16 protein-coding genes and 2 tRNA genes are annotated in these 19,947 nt (G+C 65.1%); 6 read left to right on the top strand and 12 right to left on the bottom strand.

Annotated features, from left to right (window positions below; all coding sequences use genetic code 11):
* Positions 1-99: 99 nt before the first annotated feature.
* The 11 genes from rlmD to BVH03_RS12420 all read right to left on the bottom strand — a co-directional run bounded on the left by rlmD (position 100) and on the right by BVH03_RS12420 (position 13,541).
* A complete protein-coding gene (gene rlmD, locus BVH03_RS12470) occupies positions 100-1,449 on the bottom strand; it encodes a 23S rRNA (uracil(1939)-C(5))-methyltransferase RlmD (RefSeq protein WP_075961454.1) in 1,350 nt (449 codons plus the stop codon).
* On the bottom strand, positions 1,449-2,354 hold the full coding sequence (gene cysM, locus BVH03_RS12465) for a cysteine synthase CysM (protein WP_075961489.1): 906 nt from the start codon (positions 2,352-2,354) through the stop codon (positions 1,449-1,451). Before cysM ends, rlmD begins: the two co-directional genes overlap by 1 nt.
* A gap of 195 nt (positions 2,355-2,549) precedes the next feature.
* On the bottom strand, positions 2,550-3,368 hold the full coding sequence (locus BVH03_RS12460) for an ABC transporter ATP-binding protein (RefSeq protein WP_075961453.1): 819 nt from the start codon (positions 3,366-3,368) through the stop codon (positions 2,550-2,552).
* A 40-nt stretch (positions 3,369-3,408) separates the two neighbouring features.
* Complete coding sequence (locus BVH03_RS12455) at positions 3,409-4,467, bottom strand: iron chelate uptake ABC transporter family permease subunit (protein ID WP_075961452.1); 1,059 nt, start codon at positions 4,465-4,467, stop codon at positions 3,409-3,411.
* A complete protein-coding gene (locus BVH03_RS12450; RefSeq protein WP_075961451.1) occupies positions 4,464-5,477 on the bottom strand; it encodes an iron ABC transporter permease in 1,014 nt (337 codons plus the stop codon). The genes BVH03_RS12455 and BVH03_RS12450 overlap by 4 nt, the downstream gene beginning before the upstream one ends.
* On the bottom strand, positions 5,474-6,397 hold the full coding sequence (locus tag BVH03_RS12445; protein WP_083640051.1) for an ABC transporter substrate-binding protein: 924 nt from the start codon (positions 6,395-6,397) through the stop codon (positions 5,474-5,476). The genes BVH03_RS12450 and BVH03_RS12445 overlap by 4 nt, the downstream gene beginning before the upstream one ends.
* A 121-nt stretch (positions 6,398-6,518) precedes the next feature.
* Entirely contained in the window at positions 6,519-7,475 is a 957-nt protein-coding gene (locus BVH03_RS12440) for an alpha/beta hydrolase (RefSeq protein ID WP_075961449.1), read from the bottom strand.
* Positions 7,472-8,977, bottom strand: coding sequence for a methyltransferase regulatory domain-containing protein (locus BVH03_RS12435; RefSeq protein WP_075961448.1), 1,506 nt, complete (start codon positions 8,975-8,977; stop codon positions 7,472-7,474). Before BVH03_RS12435 ends, BVH03_RS12440 begins: the two co-directional genes overlap by 4 nt.
* Positions 8,978-9,044: 67 nt before the next feature.
* Entirely contained in the window at positions 9,045-11,330 is a 2,286-nt protein-coding gene (locus BVH03_RS12430) for a TonB-dependent siderophore receptor (RefSeq protein ID WP_075961447.1), read from the bottom strand.
* Between the two features lie 146 nt (positions 11,331-11,476).
* Positions 11,477-12,832, bottom strand: a complete 1,356-nt coding sequence (locus BVH03_RS12425; protein WP_075961446.1) for a cell wall metabolism sensor histidine kinase WalK — start codon at positions 12,830-12,832, stop codon at positions 11,477-11,479.
* A gap of 1 nt (position 12,833) precedes the next feature.
* Positions 12,834-13,541 carry a response regulator transcription factor gene (locus BVH03_RS12420; RefSeq protein ID WP_075961445.1) on the bottom strand — a complete coding sequence of 236 codons (708 nt, stop codon included), beginning with the start codon at positions 13,539-13,541 and terminating at the stop codon, positions 12,834-12,836.
* 134 nt (positions 13,542-13,675) lie between these two features.
* On the opposite strand from BVH03_RS12420, the gene BVH03_RS12415 reads away from it, so the two are divergent.
* The 4 genes from BVH03_RS12415 to BVH03_RS12400 all read left to right on the top strand — a co-directional run bounded on the left by BVH03_RS12415 (position 13,676) and on the right by BVH03_RS12400 (position 18,191).
* Entirely contained in the window at positions 13,676-16,429 is a 2,754-nt protein-coding gene (locus tag BVH03_RS12415) for an ATP-binding protein (RefSeq protein ID WP_075961444.1), read from the top strand.
* Complete coding sequence (locus BVH03_RS12410; protein ID WP_083640050.1) at positions 16,416-17,039, top strand: biliverdin-producing heme oxygenase; 624 nt, start codon at positions 16,416-16,418, stop codon at positions 17,037-17,039. Before BVH03_RS12415 ends, BVH03_RS12410 begins: the two co-directional genes overlap by 14 nt.
* Positions 17,040-17,352: 313 nt before the next feature.
* On the top strand, positions 17,353-17,790 hold the full coding sequence (locus BVH03_RS12405) for a hypothetical protein (RefSeq protein ID WP_075961443.1): 438 nt from the start codon (positions 17,353-17,355) through the stop codon (positions 17,788-17,790).
* Positions 17,790-18,191 (top strand): META domain-containing protein, encoded by a 402-nt coding sequence (locus BVH03_RS12400; RefSeq protein ID WP_075961442.1) that lies wholly within the window; start codon positions 17,790-17,792, stop codon positions 18,189-18,191. The genes BVH03_RS12405 and BVH03_RS12400 overlap by 1 nt, the downstream gene beginning before the upstream one ends.
* 49 nt (positions 18,192-18,240) lie before the next feature.
* Here BVH03_RS12400 and dinB read toward each other — a convergent pair whose 3' ends face one another.
* Entirely contained in the window at positions 18,241-19,311 is a 1,071-nt protein-coding gene (gene dinB, locus BVH03_RS12395) for a DNA polymerase IV (RefSeq protein WP_075961441.1), read from the bottom strand.
* Between the two features lie 272 nt (positions 19,312-19,583).
* Between dinB and BVH03_RS12390 the strand changes: the two genes are divergently transcribed.
* Positions 19,584-19,660 (top strand) — tRNA-Met (locus BVH03_RS12390).
* 120 nt (positions 19,661-19,780) lie between these two features.
* Positions 19,781-19,857, top strand: a tRNA-Met gene (locus tag BVH03_RS12385).
* Positions 19,858-19,947: the final 90 nt, after the last annotated feature.

Raw genomic sequence — 19,947 nt, 5'->3', positions numbered from 1 at the left:
TTCCCTATCGCGGGGCACGCCCCGCTGAATGTCGCCAGGCTTCTGCGAGCCGGTCGGTTGACCAATCGGCGCAATCCCTGTGCGCCATATCACTTGCCTTCAGCGCTCGAACAGCGCCATCGCTTCCACATGGGCCGTCTGTGGAAACATGTCCAGAATACCGGCTTTTTTCAACCGGTAACCTTGCTGCAACAATTCGCCACTGTCACGCGCCAGGGTGGTCGGATTGCACGATACATAGACCAGCCGATCGGCGCCAAGACTGGCCATCTGCCTGACCACCTGCAACGCGCCGTCACGCGGCGGGTCGAGCACGATGGCATCGAAACCGCCGGCCGCCCAGCCAGTCTCGGCCAGCGGATTGGACAGGTCGGCCTGGTGAAAGTGCGCATTGGCCAGGCCGTTGCCACGGGCGTTTTGCGCCGCCCGCTCGACCATCGCCTGCACGCCTTCCACGGCAATCACCTCACGGGCGCGCTGGGCCAGCGGCAAGGCGAAGTTGCCCAACCCGCAGAACAGATCCAGCACCCGCTCGTCTTCACGCGGCGCCAACCACTGCAAGGCCTGGGCCACCATGGCGGCGTTGACGGCCGCGTTGACCTGGACGAAATCACCCGGTCGGTAAGCCAGCTCCAGATCCCACGCATCCAGTCGATAGCCCAGCGACTGGCTGGCGCCAAGCGTTTGCGGTTCACCCTCGCCCTGCAGCCACAATTGCGCTTCGTGCACCGAACAGAACGCCTGCAGACGGGCCGTATCCACTTCGCTCAAGGGCTCGGTGTGGCGCACCAGCATGGCACTGGCGGTGCCCTGAAACAGTTCCACATGACCAATGGCACGCGGTGCCTGCAAGCCACCGAGCAGCGCCGGCAGTGCGCGCAGGATCGGTTGCAGCGGCTCGACCAGCACCGGGCACTCGCTGATGGCGACGATGTCCTGGCTGGCCGCCGCACGGAAGCCCACATCCAGGCGCTTGTTGCGTGCATCCCAGCGCACCGCGATACGGGCGCGGCGGCGGTAGGCGAACTCGGGACCGGTCAGCGGCTCGGCCCAGGCCTCGGGCTGCTGGCCGCCGAGGCGCTCGAGTTGCTCGGCGAGCTGGCGCTGCTTGAGCGCCAATTGATCGCGATGGGCGATATGTTGAATGCTGCAACCGCCACAGATACGCGCGTGCACGCAGGGCTCGGCGCGCCGCTCGGGGCTGGCCTGGAACACCCGCTCGGTGCGTGCATCGATCACCTTGCTGCGGGCATCCAGCACCCGGGCTTCGATTTCCTCACCCGGCAGTGCGCCGCTGACGAACCAGGTGCGCCCGTCGATGAAGGCGATACCGCGCCCGTCATTGGCCAGGCGCTCGATCTTCAGACGCTGCTTCTTGCCCACCGGCACCTGGGCGGCACGGGTGCCGCCGCTGGGTTGAAAGCGCAGGCCGCCGTTCTTGCGGGCCATCAGTTCGCCACGGCGTCGTATACGCCGGTGGACAGGTAGCGGTCGCCGCGATCGCAGATGATGGCGACCAGCACGGCGTTCTCCAACTCCCGGGACAGGCGCAGCATGGCCGCCACCGCGCCGCCGGACGACACACCACAGAAGATGCCCTCTTCGCGCGCCATGCGGCGCATTACGTCCTCGGCTTCGGCCTGGGCCATGTCGACGATACGGTCGACGCGCTCGGCTTCGAAGATCTTCGGCAGGTACTCTTCCGGCCAGCGGCGAATACCCGGGATCGCCGCGCCTTCCATCGGCTGCAGGCCGACGATCTGCACGGCCTGGTTCTGCTCCTTGAGGTAGCGCGACACGCCCATGATGGTGCCGGTGGTGCCCATGGAGCTGATGAAATGGGTGATCTGCCCGCCGGTCTGGCGCCAGATTTCCGGGCCGGTGCTGGTGTAGTGGGCGACCGGGTTGTCGCCGTTGCCAAACTGGTCGAGCACCTTGCCGCGGCCGTCGGCCTGCATGGCCAGCGCCAGATCGCGGGCGCCTTCCATGCCCTCTTCCTTGCTGACCAGAATCAGCTCGGCACCGTAGGCGGTCATCGCCGCCTTGCGCTCGGCGCTGGAATTGTCCGGCATGATCAGGATCATCTGGTAACCCTTGATCGCCGCGGCCATGGCCAGGGCGATGCCGGTATTGCCCGAGGTGGCTTCGATCAGCGTGTCACCAGGCTGGATGTCGCCGCGCAGCTCGGCACGGGCGATCATCGACAGCGCCGGGCGGTCCTTCACCGAGCCGGCCGGGTTGTTGCCTTCGAGCTTCACCAGCAGGGTATTGCTGGTGGCACCGGGCAGGCGTTGCAGGCGAACCAGCGGTGTGTTGCCGACGCATTCGGCGATCGTGGGGTATTGCTGGGTCATGGCGTCGATCGGGTCCAGACGGCTGCAGGGGGCGGCCATGATACCGGCAAATCAACGCAACCCCTACTCCCCGCTGCGCGCGATAACGCAGCCTTGCAAAGCGGCCCGCTCGCGGCGAAGCCCGCAGTGATCAGCCTTTGCGGCCAACGCACGGCAGCCGGTGAACCAGGCGATCTAAGCTGATAACCGATTCATCTAACGCCTCGTGATGCCGGCGATCACCGGCGTCCCGCTGACCGGGTCGCGCATCAGCGTGCAGCGCACGTCGTACAGACGCTCGACCAGTTCCGGCGTGACGATGGCACCTGGCGCGCCTTCGGCGACGATCTGCCCGGCTTTCATCGCCACCAGATGGTCGGCGTAACGGCAGGCGCTGGACAGGTCGTGCACCACCATGACCACGGTCTTGCCCGCCGCGGCGAGGTCACGAATCAACTCGAAGACCTCGATCTGGTGGCCGAGATCCAGCGCTGAAGTCGGCTCGTCGAGCAGCAGCAACGGCGTCTGCTGGGCCACTGCCATGGCGATCCAGGCACGTTGCCGCTGGCCGCCGGACATCGACTCCAGCGGGCGCTCGGCCAGGGCGTGCAGGTCGGCCACGCGCAACGCTTCGTCGACGATGGCCTGGTCCTCGACCGACCACTGGCGTAGCAGGCTCTGGTGCGGTTGGCGGCCGAAGCGAATCAACTCGGAGACGGTCAGCCCGTCCGGCGCCGTGGCGTCCTGGGGCAGCAGCGCCAGTTGCCGGGCGACCTGTTTGGACGGCAGGCTGCCGATAGCCTTGCCGTTGAGCAGCACCGCGCCGGCCGTGGGCTTGTGCAGGCGCGACAGCCCCGCCAACAGCGTGGACTTGCCGCAGCCATTGGGCCCGACGATGGCCGTGACCTGCCCCGGTGGGATGCGCAGGGACAAGTCGTCGATGATCGCCGCCTGCGGGTAACCCAGGCTCAGGCGCTCTGCCTGCAGGGTGATCGCGGCCTCGGGCCTGGTGGCGAACAGGTTGGAGGTGGTCATTGCTTCAGCTCCACAGCAGCCGCACCCGCGGGGCGGCCTTTCATGACAATCTGCGCGCGGGTTGGCGCAACAGGATCCACAGCAGGTAGGGGCCACCCACCACGGCGGTGATCACCCCGACGGGAATCTCGATGGGCGCCAGCCATGTGCGTCCGACCCAGTCGGCGACGGTCATCAACAGCGCGCCTGCCAGCGCCGAACAGAGTACCGGCACACCACGGTGGCCACTGAGGTAGCGAGCCATTTCCGGCGCGGCGAGCGCCACCAGCCCCACTGGGCCAGCCACGGCGACCGCCAGGGCGGTGAGCAGCACCGTGGTGATCAGCGTCAGCAGGCGCATGGCTTTCAGGCGCACCCCCAGGCCCACTGCCACGCTGTCGGAAAAGCGCATCAGCTCCAGGCGCTGGGCCAGGTACTTGACCAGCGGCAGGCTCAGCAGCAGGCCGGCACCCAGCAGCCACACCGCCTGGGCGGGCCGCGCGTTGAGGCTGCCGACCGTCCAGGGATAGGCGACGTTGGCGGCGTCAATATCGGCTCGCGCCAGCATCAGGTTGGTCAGCGCGCCAAACACCGCGCCCACGGCAATGCCGACCACGATGAAGCGATAACCCCGCGCTCCGGCGCCGGCACTCAACCCGAAGGCCAGTACCGCGGCCGTGGTGGCGCCAGTAAGCGCCAGGGCGGAAGGCGCCAGGGTGGTCGGCACGGCGACGATGGACGCCACCGCGAAGGCCGTGGCGCCGTCGTCGATGCCGATCACCCCGGGTGTGGCCAGACGATTGCGCGCCAGGGTCTGCAGCAGGCAACCGCCGATGCCGAACGCCGCCCCGGTAAGCAAGCCGGCGATCAGGCGCTGCAGGCGCAGCTCCTGCACCAGAAACACGTGCATCGGCTCGCCCTGGCCAAAAGCAGCGGCCAGCGCCGTCCACGGTGACAGGCCGGCGGCGCCGGATGCCAGGCTGATGCCGGTAATGATCAAGATGGCCAGCGAGAGCCCCAGGGCGGCGAACACGCCTCGACGGTTGAGCAGCACGCGCAGCGAGCCGAGTGCCAGCAACCAGTAGCCGCTGGGCGCCTTGAGTGAAGTCGCCGCTTTCATAGGGTCGGCAACCTGTGGCTGCGCACCACCGCGATCAGCACTGGCGCACCGATCAGCGCAGTCACCACGCCGATCGGCAGCTCGTAGGGGCTGACCAACAGGCGCGAGAGGATGTCGGCGAACAGCACGATGATTGGCCCGAGCAGTAGCGACAAACCGATGGTGCGGCGGATGTCCGGCCCCACCAGGCGGCGCGCCACGAAGGGCACCACCAGGCCGACGAAGGCCATGGGCCCGGCCGCCGCCGTGGCGGTGCCGACCAGCACGGCAACGCCGAGCAAGGCGCCCAGACGGGTCAGGCCAGGATGATGGCCGAGCCCGGTGGCCATCTTCTCGCCGAGGGCCAGGGCTGCCAGTGGACGAATCAGCGGTGCCAGCAGCAACAGGCCGAGCAGCAGGCCAGGCGCGCTCCAGGTCAGCACGTCCTGGGGGCGACCGGCCAGGGCGCCGATGATCCAGAAACGGATCTCGTCGGAGCTGCGCTGGTCGTGCAGCAGAATCAGCGTGCTGATCGCCGTGAGAATGCCCGAGAACGCGGCACCGGCCAGTACCAGGCGCACCGGGTCGTCACCGACGCCGCGCACCTGGGTGACCAGCAACACCAGCAGGCAACCGGCCATGGCGCCCGCGATGGCCACGCCGAGGTTCAAGGTCGCCGCGCTGGCGCCCAGGCTGATCGCAACGACCACGGCGAACGAGGCCCCGGCGCTGACGCCAAGCAGACCGGGCTCGGCCAATGGGTTGCGGGTCGCTGACTGCAGCACCACGCCCGCCGCACCCAGCGCCACACCGACCAGCACGCCAAGCAGAGTGCGCGGCAGGCGCAGCTCGAAGAGCACGAAGCGCGCCTCGTCATCCACGGCGCCGACCAGCGCCGACAGGCTACGCAGGATGCCCACTTCCCCTGCACCGATCAGCAGGCTGGCAACGCACAGCACTGCCAGGGCAGCACTCACCCACGCCAACGCAGCGGCCAGCGTCAGGCGAGCGGGTTTTGCCGCACGGCTCATTGCGAGGCGACGGCCTTCTCCACGTCATCGAGAATCACCTTGGCGGCCAGCGGCCCTGCGCCGCTGCTCCAGATCTGCCCGTCGACGCTCTGCACATGGCCACTGCTGACCGCCTTGAGGCGCGCGAAGGCCGGCTGCTGGCGCGCCTGTTCCAGCGCCTTGTCACCGTCGGCGTTGAGGGTGGCGAGAAACAGCCAGTCGCCATCGATGCGCGACAGGTTCTCCAGGCTCAGGGCATCGCTATGGGGCTTGCTGGTCAACTCGGCGGCCATGGCCGTGCCCTTGAAGCCCAGTTGGTTCAGCAATTGGCCGACGAACAGATGTTGCGACATCACGCCCGGCCCCTGGGGGCTCCAGCGCACCACTGAGGCGACCTGGCCCGGCTCGATCTTGCCTTTGAGGCCTTCGATGCGGGCATCGACCGCGGCGATGGCGGCCTTGGCCTCGGGTTGCTTGCCCAGCGCCTGGCCATAAAACTCGACGTTGTGACGCCAGTCGGCGAAGGAGTTGCCCTTTGGCACCAGGGTCGGCGCGATCAGGCTGAGTTTATGGTACTGATCCCGGGTCAGCTCCGGCGCGGCCAGGATCAGATCCGGTTGCAGGGCGAACACCGATTCCAGGTTGGTTTCCCGCGCAGTGCCGACGATCTTGATGTCGCCTGCCTTGTCTTTCAGGTACGTCGACACATCGCTGCCGCCGCGGGTGGCCACGCTGCCCAGCGGTTTGACGCCGACCGCCAGGGCTACGTCCAGCGCATTCTCGCTCAGGGTCACCACGCGCTGGGGCGTGCCGTCCAGCTTGATCTCGCCGTAGGCGGTATCCAGGCTGCGCGACTCGGCCAAAGCAGCGCCCAATGGCAACAGAGCGAACAGGCCAGACAGCGCCAGCAGGCGCGAGCATCGAGATAGGCGAGCGATCATCAACATATCCTTTCTTCAACGGTAAAACGTGCCACCGCGTCTGATGACCGTGGCACGGCAGCGGCAATACTGCCGCACAAATGCGTGGGATTTTCATTTACATATGTAAATCCCGGGCGATTCACTTCGACGTCCAGCGGGTAATCACCTCGTCATCCCCGGCACTCAGGCGCAGCGCCGGCCCCAGCGAAGCCGGCAGCATCGGCCCGTGGCCCAAGTCGGCGTAACGCTTGTAACGAACCGGGCCGTGGCCGGCAGCCGCCAGTTGCTCGGCGAGCCGTTCGGCGGCATTGTCCGGCAGGGCCGCAACGGCTTCACGGCGGGCGCGTACCTGCGGGTCTTCGTTCTTGCCGGCTGGCGGGCGTTCGCGAACTGCGCCACCGGTCAGCAGCGTCAGGTCGAACGCTTGCGGGCGGGCCAGAAACGCCCGGGCCTCCTCGAGAATGAAGCCGCCCTGCCACCACAACGACGGATCGGCGGCGATATAGCGTTGGAAGCTCGCCGGCCGGGTGAACAACGCGTGCAGCGTCAGCAGGCCGCCATAGGAATGCCCCCACAGGCTCTGGCGCGTCGGGTCGATGGGTGCCTGCGCCTGCACCAGCGGCTTGATGCGCTGCTCGATCAGGTCGAGAAACACATCCGCCCCGCCGCCGGGTCGCTGCCGGGCGATGTCGTCGATCACCGGCTCGCCACCTGGCAAAGGCGGCGTGTAGTCGTAAGCGCGCGCCGTCACGTCGAAGCGCAGGTCGGTGGCGTAGCCGATGAACACCAGCACCGGCGGCCCGCGCCTGGCGAGATCGGCCAGTTGCGCCTCCTGCAAGGCGCCCAGCGCCGCATTACCATCGAGCAGGTACAGCACCGGATAACCCGCCGGGGGCGCGGCCTGCTCGGGAACGGCGATCCAGATACGGTAGTGGCGCTGGCCATCGGCCGAGGCGAGTTCCTGCCGGCTGAACCGGTAATGGGGCGAACCATGATCGGCCAGGGTTGGGCCCAATGGCTGGGACAGATCAGGCTTGGCCACGGCGGCTCCGCTGATCGTCAGCAGCACCAGGAGAATGCTCAACCATCGGCTCATGAGCCCACCACGCCGAGCTGTTGCCAGACCGGCAAGGTATCGCGCTCGAAGCGTCCCAACTGGGCTTGCAACGAGTCGGTGGGGTTTTCCAATGGTTGCCAGCCGACCTTGCGCAACAAGGCATCCACGGTCTGGCACAACAGCGCGCCGCGCAGCGCCGGATGGTCGAGCAGCACGCGGGCGGCAGCCATTTCGAGGAAACTCGCGGCCAACCCGGAGCCCAGGCTCGGCGCCGCCAAATGGGAATAGCGAGCGCCCGCCAGCACACGCTCGCTGATCACCCGATTGAAGGCTTGACAACCCGCCACATTAATTTGCCCAGGCAGCAGTGGGTGCACATGGCCTGCGGCCGTCAGCGCCTGGAGCGCAGGGCTGATGCTACCCGCCTGCCCGGCCAATGCCGGCAGCCGCAACAAACCGGGAAAACTCTGTGGCCGCTCGGCCAGCGCTTCAAGGATCGGGGAGAACAGCGACGCTGCACCTTCGACCGCACCGATGCGCGTCTCGAACGTCACGCCACCTTGGGCTGGAGCGCCGGGTAACGCAGCCACCACCTGATCGAACAGCGCAGCCTTGTGAGCGTATTCGTCCAGCTCCTGCGTATCGCGCTGATAGAGATCCCGGCGCTGGGTCTGGTTGCGAGCGAGATCCTTGAACGTCTCCCGCAACGCGATGCCCTCAAGGTCAGCCAGTTGCTGGATCACGTTGGCTGGCAGGGACAGATCGTCGATGTTGTCCATCAGGCTGGCGCTGCCCATGTACCCGGTGCCACAGGCTTGGAATGCGGCCATCACCTCGGCGACCGGCAGCGTGTGCCAGTGTTGGTTGAGCAACTCATGGGCGAGGTAATGCGGATCATCCTGCAGGCTGCGCTCCACATAGGCCGCTACCTGGCGGTCATGGGCGAACAGCCCTGCGCCACTCGCCGCCAGGCGCTGCAGCGCGCGCAGCGACTCGACGACGCGCTGCGCCGAAGTGCCTGACAGGGTCTGGGCATACTGCTGGACGAAACGCCGCGGCGCCGCGAAGAAATCCAGCCCAGGCTGGGCCATGTAGCCGACGAAGGCGATGCCGCCGGGCTTGAGCTCGCGCTCGACGAACTGCCGCAAACGCTGCTGATCCGCTGTCGACACCCAGGAGTAGATGCCGTGCAGGATGATGAAGTCATAACGCGGCGTTGCCGCAGCTCGATCGAGCATGCCCTGGAAACTGTTTTCGACGAACTCCACGTTGGCCACACCGGCGGCCTGGGCCAGCGCCTTGGCATGGGCTATATGTTCAGCGTTGAAATCCACGCCGACGAAATGGCCCTGGGGATTGGCGACAGCTTGCAGCAGCGTGGCGAACCCCTGGCCGCAGCCCAGTTCGCAGGACACGAAAGGCTGGCGCAGATCAGGGCTCGGGCGGCCCAGCGCACGCGCAGCGAAACTCAGCCAGACTGGCGTGGTTTCGCGCTGGAAGAAGTGTGGATAGGCGACGTCGGTGATGTAGTCGGCAGTCATCGTGCTCAATCCGTTTCAATGCAAAAAACCACCGCCCTGATTGGGGCGGTGGCTTGGGTGCCGCTCATCAGAACGAGGTGGTTGCCGACACATAGAATGCCCGGCCCGGCTCGTTGTAGGTATTCGCACCTTCACCGCCGGCAATGCTTTCACGACGAATCTGCTTGTCGAACAGGTTGTTGATACCGGCGCCGAAACGCCAGTTGTCGTTCAGCTCGTAGTTGGCGCTGAGGCCCACCAGCGTGTAAGGATCCCTGGCCCGCAACGCATCACCGGTGGCGGCACTGCCCTGACTGGTCAGGCGCCGTGGTTCCTGCTTGCCGTAGTGGGTGACGATCAGCGAGAGATCCAGGGCCTGGGTCACGCTCCAGTCGAGCATCGAGTTGACGGTGTACTTGGGAATCACCGACAGCGGTTCCCCGGTGCTCTTGTTCTTGTTCTGGATCATGTAGGTGAAGTTGTTGCTCCAGCTCAGCGTTTCACCTTCGCTGCCCAGCAGCGGAATGGTGAGGTTGCCCTCCCAACCCGAGACGATTGCCTTGGGCGCGTTGACCCACTGGTATACCTCGGCGTAGTTGCCAGCGCCCGGAACCACCTGAATGGGATCGGAGCCGTCGCCCATTCCAGCCACGACCTTGTTCTTGTAGTCGTTGTGGAAATAGGTCAGCCCTGCAACCCAACCGGCGTCGTCGAAGGCGATGCCCAGTTCCTTGTTGATACTGGTTTCAGCTTCCAGGTTGGGATTGCCCAGGATATAGCAGCCACCACCACCGCCCGAGCCGTCCGGGCAGCCGTTGCCCTTGGTGAAGTAGATGTAGTTGGGGTTGGACTGATAAAGGTTGGGCGCCTTGAATGCCTTGGCAACGCCGCCCTTGAGGGTGATGGTGTCGGTCAGCTTGTAGGCGCTGTTGAGGCTGGGGCTCCAGTTATTGCCGAAGATGCTGTTGTCGTCGAAACGCAGCCCAGGGGTCAGCGTCCAGTCGGGGGTCAGCTCGATGTTGTCTTCGATGTAGAGCGCGTAGGTGTCGGCATCCGACTTACCACTGCGGGGGCCTGCAGCGAAGCCTGGCAGCGTGATACCGCCAAACGACGAGGCCTGGCCATTGGAGTACGGGTCGTTCAACTCCTCACGCACGTACTCGCCGCCGATGGTCAACGTCTGGTGCAAGCCCAGCTCCAGCGGCAGGTTGAGTTCGCCGTGCAGGCGATAATTGTCCAGCTCGGAGGTCGATTTGTCCTGCCGGCTGATGCCGGTTTCCGGCCCGCCGGCCAGCGCCTCGGCCATCCGCCGATTACGGGTGTTCTCGTAGGAAATGCCGACCTGAGAAGTACCGATGTCCCAGTCGCCACGATGGGTGATGGCTGCGGTCTGGCGGTACATGGTGTTGGTTTCGCGACCCAGCAGCGCATTGGTGTTGCCCACCGTGCTGGGGTGATCCTGGGCGCGCTCGCCTGCGTAGATGTTGCCTTGGCGACTGAAGCCGGTTTCGAATTCGAGGGTCTGCTGCTGGGTGACGTCCCAGCGCAACAACGTGTTGATGTCTTTGTTGCGAACCCCTTCGCGCCCGGCCGGTGCGGGATTGCTACCCACGGCGTAGCCGTCGTTCAGCCCAGCATCATCGGCTTCGGTCTTGTTCAGGTTGCCGTAAACCCGAAACGACAGGTTGTCGGTCAGCGGCCCGGCGGTGTTGAAACTCAAGCGCCGGGTAGCGCCCTCGTCACTGTTTTCAGGAATGTTGGTGTACGCGGTGACCGACCCCGATACCGTCTTGCCCGGCGCCTTGGTGATGATGTTAACCACCCCGCCAGCCGCGCCCGAACCATAACGGGCAGCTGCCGGGCCACGCAGTACTTCGATACGTTCGATCGCCTCGGCCGGCACCCAATTGCTGTCGCCGCGACCGTTGCGCTCACCGGAACGACCCATGCGCACAGCATTACGCGAGGCAACGGGGCGGCCGTCGATAAGGATCAGGGTATTTTCCGGGCCCATGCCGCGCAGATCGATCTGCCGGCTGTTGCCGAACTGCCCGCTGGCACTGTTGCCGGTGAGGTTGACGCCTGGCATGCGGCGGATGATTTCGGACAGGTCATTGGCCGGCGGGTGGCGCTGAATATCGTCGGCCGTGATGATCGACACCCCGGAGGCCTGCTTGAGCTCCTGCTCGGCGGTGCCAACGATCCGCGTTTCGCCGATTTCCAATCCGTGGCTACCCTGCTCTACCTGCAGCCCTTCGCTGGCCGCCGCGTCATCGAGGGTGATTTCGCTAGTTTGCGCAGTCACTGCAGCCGGCGCACTGAACGCCACCATGATGGCCGTGGCCAGCAGACTCGGTTTGTATTTCGGATTCATCGACGTCCCCATACCGGATATTGTCAGGCCCAGGTGGGCGAAAACGGCGGTAGTGGGTCTCCTGAAGGCGCTCCCCAGAGCCTTCCCGCCGCTATAACGGCGCAAATGATAGTTAATATCATATGAGAGTAAACGTCATTTACAGTCTATACACTTTGCTCCGGCACTTCGGCGGCTGGCAGCGCCAGGTGCATCTGCAGCCCGCTGCCGGGCGGGCTTTGCGCCCACAGGCGACCGCCCTGCAGGGCAATGGCGCTGCGTGCGATGCTCAGGCCAAGGCCGAAGCCGCCGTCACCGGGGCGGGCGCAGTCGAGCCGCGAGAAGGGTTCGAAGATGGTTTCCAGGTAACGCTCATCGACACCGGGGCCGTCATCGACCAGGCGCAGATGCCAGCAGTCACCCTCCCGAACACCGCTCAGGCGCACCGTTCCTGCGGGTGGTGAGTGGCGAATGGCGTTACGCAGCAGGTTTTCCAGGGCCTGGGCCAGGCTGGTCAGGTTGGCGTATACGGTGCAGTCTTCATCGACCTCGAACAGCAGCCGTTCGCTGGGCCAACCGGCTTCGAAGCAGGCGTCCTCGACCAGCATGTCCCAGAGTTGCAGCACGCGGATCGGCTCGCGGGCGAACTGCGGTCGCTCGGAGTCGAGCCAGGCCAGCTCCAGGGAATTTTCCACCAGGGTCTGCATGATGGTGATTTCCCGGTCGAGTCGTTGACGCAGCACCTGCGGGTCGCTCTCGCCATCACTGGCCACGCGCAAGCGGCTCAGCGGCGTACGCAACTCGTGGGACAGGTCGCGCAGCAAGCGCCGCTGATACACCACGGTGCCCTGCAAGCGCTCGGCCATGTGATCGAAGGCGCGCCCCAGTTCACCCAACTCATCCTGGCGGGAAGCCACCGGCGCACCGACCCGCGCGCTCAGATCGCCGGCGCTCAGGTTGTTGGCCTGACGGCGCAGGATCACCAGCGGCGCGATGAGCCAGCGGTACAACAGGGTGCCCAGCAGAATCGCCAGGCTGGCCGGCAGTACGCTGCGCAGGAAGACATCCCACAGCGGGCTGTAATTGCGTGGGTCGAGGCGTCGCGGCAGTTCCATCACCAGGCGCCCATCGCCATCACTGAAGGGCACGTAGAAGACCGGTTGGCCACCAGGCCGGCCGACCTTCTGGTCGAGCCGGCGTACGAAACTCAGGCGCAGCGCCTCCTCCTCACTGAGCGGCAGGGAAGACAACGACCGATGCTGCTCGTCGACCACCACCACCCAGACCCGTTCGCGCTGATGGAGGTCTTGCAGATATGTGTCCAGCCCGATCCGGCCCTGCTCACGCCAGGCCGTTTCCGCCTCGCGGGCGAACTCGGTGAGTTCCCCCCGGCTGCTGGTGGAAAGCGTGGACATCGAGTCGTACACCCGCTGTTCCAGGTCCAGGTGCATGCTGACGGTCAGCAGGCAGAACAGCGCCAGGCCGACGATCAGTTTCCAGAACAGCGAATGCCACCCCGGCACCTCAGGACTCCCGGGCCGTCAGCACGTAGCCCTTGCCCCACACCGACTCCAGGCGCTTGCCGCTGTAGCCGATAGCCTTGAGCTTGCGGCGCACGTTGCTGACGTGCATGTCCAGGCTGCGATCATGCTGGGAGTAACCGCGGTGCAGCACGTGCTGATAGAGAAAGGCCTTGCTGAGGACTTCCTCGGCATGCCGGGAAAAGGTTTCCAGCAGCCGGTACTCGGTCGAGGTGAGCGTGGCCCACTGGCCGTCATGGCAGACGTCACAGCGGTCCTCGTGAAAGGTCAGCGCGTCGGCCGGCAGCGGTGGTTGCCCGCGGCGCTCGTAGGCGACCCGGCGCAGGATGGCCTCGATGCGCACGCTGAGTTCGCCCAGGCTGAACGGCTTGGGCAGGTAGTCGTCGGCGCCCTTGCTGAAGCCGGCGATGCGATCCGGCTCGGCGCCCAGGGCGGACATCAGGATGACCGGCACGTGGCGCTGCTCGCGCAGGCGTTGCAGCACGTCCAGGCCATTGCTGCCGGGCAGCAGGATGTCCATGAGGATCAGGTCGAAGTGCTGCGCCCGGGCCAGGCGCAGGCCTTCGCTGCCATCGTGGCTCATGGTCACGTCGAAGCCGCAGCCCTGCAGATGCGCCTGCAGGTGGGAGGCCAGGGCGGGGTCGTCTTCGACCGCGAGAATACGGGTGGCAGGGGTGGCGAGAAGCGTCATGGCAATGTGGCTCTGAAAAGCGAATGCGAGCGATTCTACCTTTTGCCCAAGCGTCCGTAACCCGCCTCACGACGGGCAAGCGCCGCCCGGCCGGAATCGCTACACTGCCTGGCATCGTCGAAAGGGGGCATCGCGTGTTCAAGGATATCGGCATCAAGGGTCGGGTACTGATGCTTACTCTGCTGCCCACCAGCCTGCTGGCGCTGGTACTGGGCGGCTACTTCATCTGGATGCAGCTCTCCGGGCTGCAGGCGCAACTGCTGCAGCGCGGCCACATGATCGCCGAACAACTGGCGCCCCTGGCCGCCCCCGCCCTCCTGCATGGCGACCAGGCGCTGCTGCAGCGCATCGCCACCGAGGCCCTGGAGCAGCCCGACGTACGTGCGGTGACCTTCCTGACCACGCAAAGCGATCGTCTGGCCCATGCAGGCCCGAGCATGCTCAACCAGCGTCCGGTGATCGACAGCAACACCGTGGACATCGCCGAACGCAGCAACCAGGACGCGACCCGTTTCCTGCTGCCGGTGCTGGCCCAACACCTGACCCTCAGCGGCCAGGAACGCACCAGCGCCGAGGCCGGACCGATCGGCTGGGTGGAGCTGGAACTGTCGCACCACAACACCCTGCTCAGCGGCTACCGCAGCCTGCTCACCAGCCTCCTGCTGGTGGTCACCGGGCTGATCATCACCGGCCTGCTGGCGCTGCGCATGAGCCGCAGCATCAACGACCCCCTGCTGCGCATCAAGCATGGCGTGGCCCTGCTCAAGGACGGCCACCTGGAAACCCGCCTGCCACCGCTGGGCAGCCACGAACTCGACGAACTGGCCTCGGGCATCAACCGCATGGCCGAGTCCCTGCAGGCCGCCCAGGAAGAAATGCAGCACAGCATCGACCAGGTCACCGAAGACCTGCGCCAGAACATGGAAAACATGGAGATCCAGAACATCGAGCTGGACTTCGCCCGCAAGGAAGCCCTGGAAGCAAGCCGCATCAAGTCCGAGTTCCTGGCCAACATGAGCCACGAGATTCGTACGCCGCTCAATGGCATTCTCGGCTTCACCAACCTGCTGCAGAAAAGCGAGCTCAGCCCGCGCCAGCAGGATTACCTGAGCACCATCGAGAAGTCAGCCGACAGCCTGCTGAGCATCATCAACGAGGTGCTCGACTTCTCGAAGATCGAGGCCGGCAAACTGGTGCTGGAAAACATCCCCTTCAACCTGCGCGACCTGCTGCAGGACACCCTCACCATCCTCGCGCCGACCGCCCACGAGAAAAAGCTCGAACTGCTCTCGCTGGTCTATCGCGACACACCGGTGTGGCTGTCGGGCGACCCGCTGCGCCTCAAGCAGGTGCTGACCAACCTGGTCAGCAATGCGATCAAGTTCACCCGCGAAGGCAGCATCGTCATCCGCGCCATGGTCGAGGAAGAAACCGCCGACCGTGCGCAACTGCGCATCAGCGTGCGCGATACCGGCATCGGCCTCGGCGAAGAGGATTTGCGCTCCCTGTTCCAGGCCTTCAGCCAGGCCGACAATTCCATGTCGCGCCAGGCCGGCGGCACCGGCCTGGGCCTGGTGATTTCCAAGCGCCTGATCGAGCAGATGGGCGGGGAGATCGGCGTGGACAGCACGCCGGGCGAAGGCTCCGAGTTCTGGGTCAGCCTCAACCTGCCCAAGGCGCGCAGCGAGGCCGACGAGCAGCCCCGCGCCCTGGCCGGGCGCCGGGTGGCGATTCTCGAGGCCCACGAACTGGCCCGCCAGGCGCTCCAGCATCAGCTGGAGGATTGTGGCCTGCAGGTGGTTGCCTTCAGCGATCTCGGCAGCCTGCAAGACGCGGTCAACTCAGCCACTGGCGGCGCACAGGCGTTCAGCTGCGCCGTGCTGGGCGTCACGGCCGACGATTTGCCCCCCGCGGCGCTGGGCAGGCAGGCCTGGGCGCTCGAGGAGCAGGGCTGCAAGAGCGTGCTGCTCTGCCCCACCACCGAACAGACGCTCTATCAGGACAGCGTGCCGGACTGGCACGGCCAGCTGCTGGCCAAACCGGCCTGTACGCGGCGTCTGCAACGCGCACTGATCGAGCTGGTGGCGCCGCGGCAGGCACGCCAGGCGGCGCGCCACAACCCGATGCGCTCGCCGGCCATCCTCTGCGTCGATGACAACGCCGCCAACCTGCTCCTGGTGCAGACCCTGCTAGACGACATGGGCGCCAAGGTCACGGTCGCCAGCAGCGGCTTCGATGCCCTGGCGATCGCCCAGCAGCAGGACTTCGACCTGGTGTTCATGGACGTGCAGATGCCCGGCATGGACGGTCGCCAGACCACCGAGGCGATCCGCCAGTGGGAACACGACAACGCCCGCACGCCGATGCCCATCGTCGCCCTCACTGCCCATGCCCTGGCCAACGAGAAGCGCACCCTGCTGCAAAGCGGCATGGACGACTACCTGACCAAGCCGATCAGCGAGCGCCAACTGGCCCAGGTGGTGCTCAAATGGACCGGCCTGACCCTGGCGGGCAACACCCAGGAGTTACCACCTGATACCGCCGCGCCCCCTGCCACGGCGGTGCTCGACAAGGAAGAAGGCCTGCGCCTGGCCGCCGGCAAGGCCGACCTGGCCGCCGACATGCTCAACATGCTGCTCGCCGGTTTGCCGGGTGACCTGCAAGCCATCCTTCAGGCACGCGCCGATGGTGATCGCAACGCCCTGATCGAACGCATCCATCGCCTGCACGGCGCGACCCGCTACTGCGGCGTGCCGCAACTGCGCGCCGCCTGCCAGCACAGCGAAACCCAGCTCAAGCAGGAGCAGCCGATCCGCAGCAGTGGCCTGGATGAGCTCGAGCAGGCGATCGTGCGCCTGCAGGAGGAAGCGCAGCATGCAGCCGTCTGATTTCGAGGCACATGCGGCAACCCTGCAGATGACGTCGCCTGCGCAGCTGCCACTGAGCAAGCGCTTGAAAGCCGGCACCCGCCGTGATCACGACAGTGTCGATACACTGATCATGCAGTCTCGACCTTTCGAGAGCCTGCAGCGTTACGATTACTTTCTGCGTCTGCAGCACCGGTTTCATGGTTCGATTGATGCGCTATACGACGATATCGAACTCAATCGCCTGCTACCGGGCCTGAGCGAGCTGCCTCGTTTCGAGGCGGTGCGCGCCGACATCACGGATCTGGGCCTGCCACTGCCGCCGACGCCGCCTGCCGTTGCGCCCCCCAGCACGCACGCCGCGCTGGGCTGGCTGTACTGCAGCGAAGGCTCCAACCTGGGCGCTGCGTTTCTGTTCAAGGAAACCCAGCAGATCGGCCTGAATGGCGAAAACGGCGCTCGCCACCTGGCGGCTCACCCGGACGGCCGGGGCCTGCACTGGCGCCAGTTCGTCGCCCTGCTCGATGGCCTGGAACTCAGCGAAAGCCAGCGTGAAGAAGCCGTCAGCGGCGCGGTAGCGGCATTCGATTTTTACCGCGCGGCCCTGCGCGAACTGTTTCCCACCATCTAAGAATCTGTTCACGATTTTTTTGGCGACATCAAAAGGCTGCTGCAAGGCAAAAGCGGACATCGATGCATTACCTGTGGGAGCGGGCCATGCCCGCGATTCTTCGCGCGCATAAACTTGGCGTCCCCGCCCGCTCCCACAGTGAATCGGCGAACGGCCGTTCCCACCACTTAGCTGCCAAAATCGACGAACCTGTACGTAAGGATTCTGAACAGGTTTTAGCTATCTCGACGCGACGCCGGGCTAGCCCCAAGCGTCGCCACCCCGCCCGCCTCGGTCGCGGCCTGTTAGTATGCCCTCCTCACCCGGAGGACCCATGGCCGAACACGATTTTCGCTACAACCTGCTCAACCCCGAACACACCCTGATCGAGTGCCGTGCCCTGGCCCCCGGACGCTATCAGGTCACCGGTAACGGCGGCTCGATCAAGGGCAACGACACCCTGGTCGTCAGCCTCAAGGGCAGCCGCGACCTGAGCATGCGCCTGCAGGTCGACAAGGTCCGTCATCTGATCAATCCGCCCGGCCAATGGGTCGCCGTCGCCCACGGGCCGGCGTTCACCGAGCTGTCGATCTTCAATTGGCAGGTCACCTGCGACAGCTGCGGCAAGCAGCTGGACTTCGAATTCGCGGTAGACAGCGCGCTGGGCAAGAAGGCCCAGGCACCCGCCGCCGATGCACGCCTGGCCGAACTCGGCTGGCGCAAACAGCAGGACAATCACCTCTGCCCTGCGTGCCTGACCAAGGAGGCCTGATGAAACCGCTTCTCGCCTTGGGCCTGCTCGCCGCAGCCTTGGCTGGCTGCGCCGGCAAACCGGTGCAACTGGAACCCGAGCGCACCTACAGCGTGGAATGGATCGGCGAACGCCCGCTGATCGACAACAGTCACCTGACCATCATCCTCGGCGAAGATGGCCGCGCCTACGGCAACGCCGGCTGCAACCACTGGTTCGCCAGCTATCAGCGTGACGGCGACAAGTTGACCTTCAGCGACGCCGGCAGTACCCGAAAAATGTGCGCACCGGCATTGATGGAGCAGGAAAACCGCTTCCTGCAGAGCCTCGCGACCATCGAACGCTGGGACGTTTCGCCGATCGACCAGCTGCGCCTGTGGCCGGCCAGCGGCAAACCGATCCGGTTGTGGCCTGACGAATAAAAACGCGCTATGGCGGACGGGCGGCCCCACTCGCCTGCCATGCCGGTTCCTATGATTCGGGCGTGGTGAACAGATCCAGCTGTTCATGCTTGCCGCGCAGGTCCTGCAAACGTAAGCCAACGCCGAGCAGCCGCACCGGCTTGTTACCGCGCGCATGGGCGCTGGTCATCAGTACCCGGTAACTCTCCAGGTCGCGCCCAGCGCCGGCCTGTTCCATGGTGGTCTGGGTGAAGTCGTGGAACTTGACCTTGACGAAGGGCTTGCCCGCCCGATAGCTGCCATCCAGGCGCGTCATGCGTCGTTCCAGTTCTTCCAGCAACGCCGGCAGTTGCGCCAGGCAGGCGTCGAGGTCTGGCAGGTCCTGATCGTAAGTGTTCTCCACGCTCATCGACTGGCGACGGCTGTCGGTCTGCACGATACGCTCGTCGATACCATGGGCCAGGTTCCACAGCCGCTCACCGAAGCTGCCGAACTCGCGCACCAGGCGCAGCTTGTTCCACTCGCGCAAATCACGGCACGTGCGTATGCCCAGGCGGGTGAGCTTGTCCGCGGTGACCTTGCCGACCCCATGGAGTTTGTTGACCGGCAGCTCGGCGACGAAATCCTCGACCTGATCCGGGGTGATCACGAAGATGCCGTTGGGCTTGCGCCAGTCGCTGGCGATCTTGGCCAGGAACTTGTTGGGCGCCACCCCGGCGGACACGGTGATGTGCAGATCGCTGGACACGCGCCGGCGGATGTCCTGGGCGATCCGCGTGGCGCTGCCACCGAAGTGCTCGCAATTGGAGACATCGAGAAAGGCTTCGTCGAGCGACAACGGCTCGATCTGGTCGGTGTAATCGCGAAAGATCCCGTGTATTTCCCGAGATACGGCGCGGTAAACGTCGAAACGCGGCTTGACGATCAGCAGGTCCGGGCACAGCTTCAGCGCATGCCCCGAGGCCATGGCCGAGCGCACACCGTAGGCCCGCGCCTCGTAATTGCAGGTGGCGATCACCCCGCGCCGATCCGCCGAGCCACCGACGGCCATGGGCTTGTCGGCCAGCGCCGGGTTGTCGCGCATTTCGACCGACGCATAGAAGGCATCGCAATCTACGTGGATGATCTTTCGCTGCGCCATAGACCTGAGAGAGCCAGCCGACCGCGGGCGCGGTCGGCGAGAAAGGATAGAAAGCGCACCTTACTGTATATAAGAACAGCCTTCCAGCCCATGGCTTGCCATTCATCGTTACCAGAGCCCGTCATGAAAACGCCACAAAACCGCCTGAGACGCCCGTGCGGCAGGGCCTCGAGCACTTTAAAATGTACGATTCGAATCGCTAACCAATTGACGGTAAAACGTTTTTCCCAGATAAGCGTTGACAGCAGGTCTCAGATGAATAGAATGGCGACCGCGGGATGGAGCAGTCTGGTAGCTCGTCGGGCTCATAACCCGAAGGTCGTCGGTTCAAATCCGGCTCCCGCAACCAGATACTCAGAAAGGCCACTCAATCGAGTGGCCTTTTTGTTTTTCTGCTTCCTTGATTTAACTAATTGATTAAAAAGCAGAAATCGATTGACACAAGCTTCATCCTGTATAAAATGGCCGCCGCGGGATGGAGCAGTCTGGTAGCTCGTCGGGCTCATAACCCGAAGGTCGTCGGTTCAAATCCGGCTCCCGCAACCAGATACTCAAAAAGGCCACTCAATCGAGTGGCCTTTTTGTTTTTCTGCTTCCTTGATTTAACTAATTGATTAAAAAGCAGAAATCGATTGA

This window comes from Pseudomonas sp. PA15(2017), assembly GCF_001945395.1.
Taxonomy (GTDB): Bacteria; Pseudomonadota; Gammaproteobacteria; order Pseudomonadales; family Pseudomonadaceae; genus Aquipseudomonas.
This window is presented reverse-complemented; position numbering and strand designations above follow the sequence as displayed.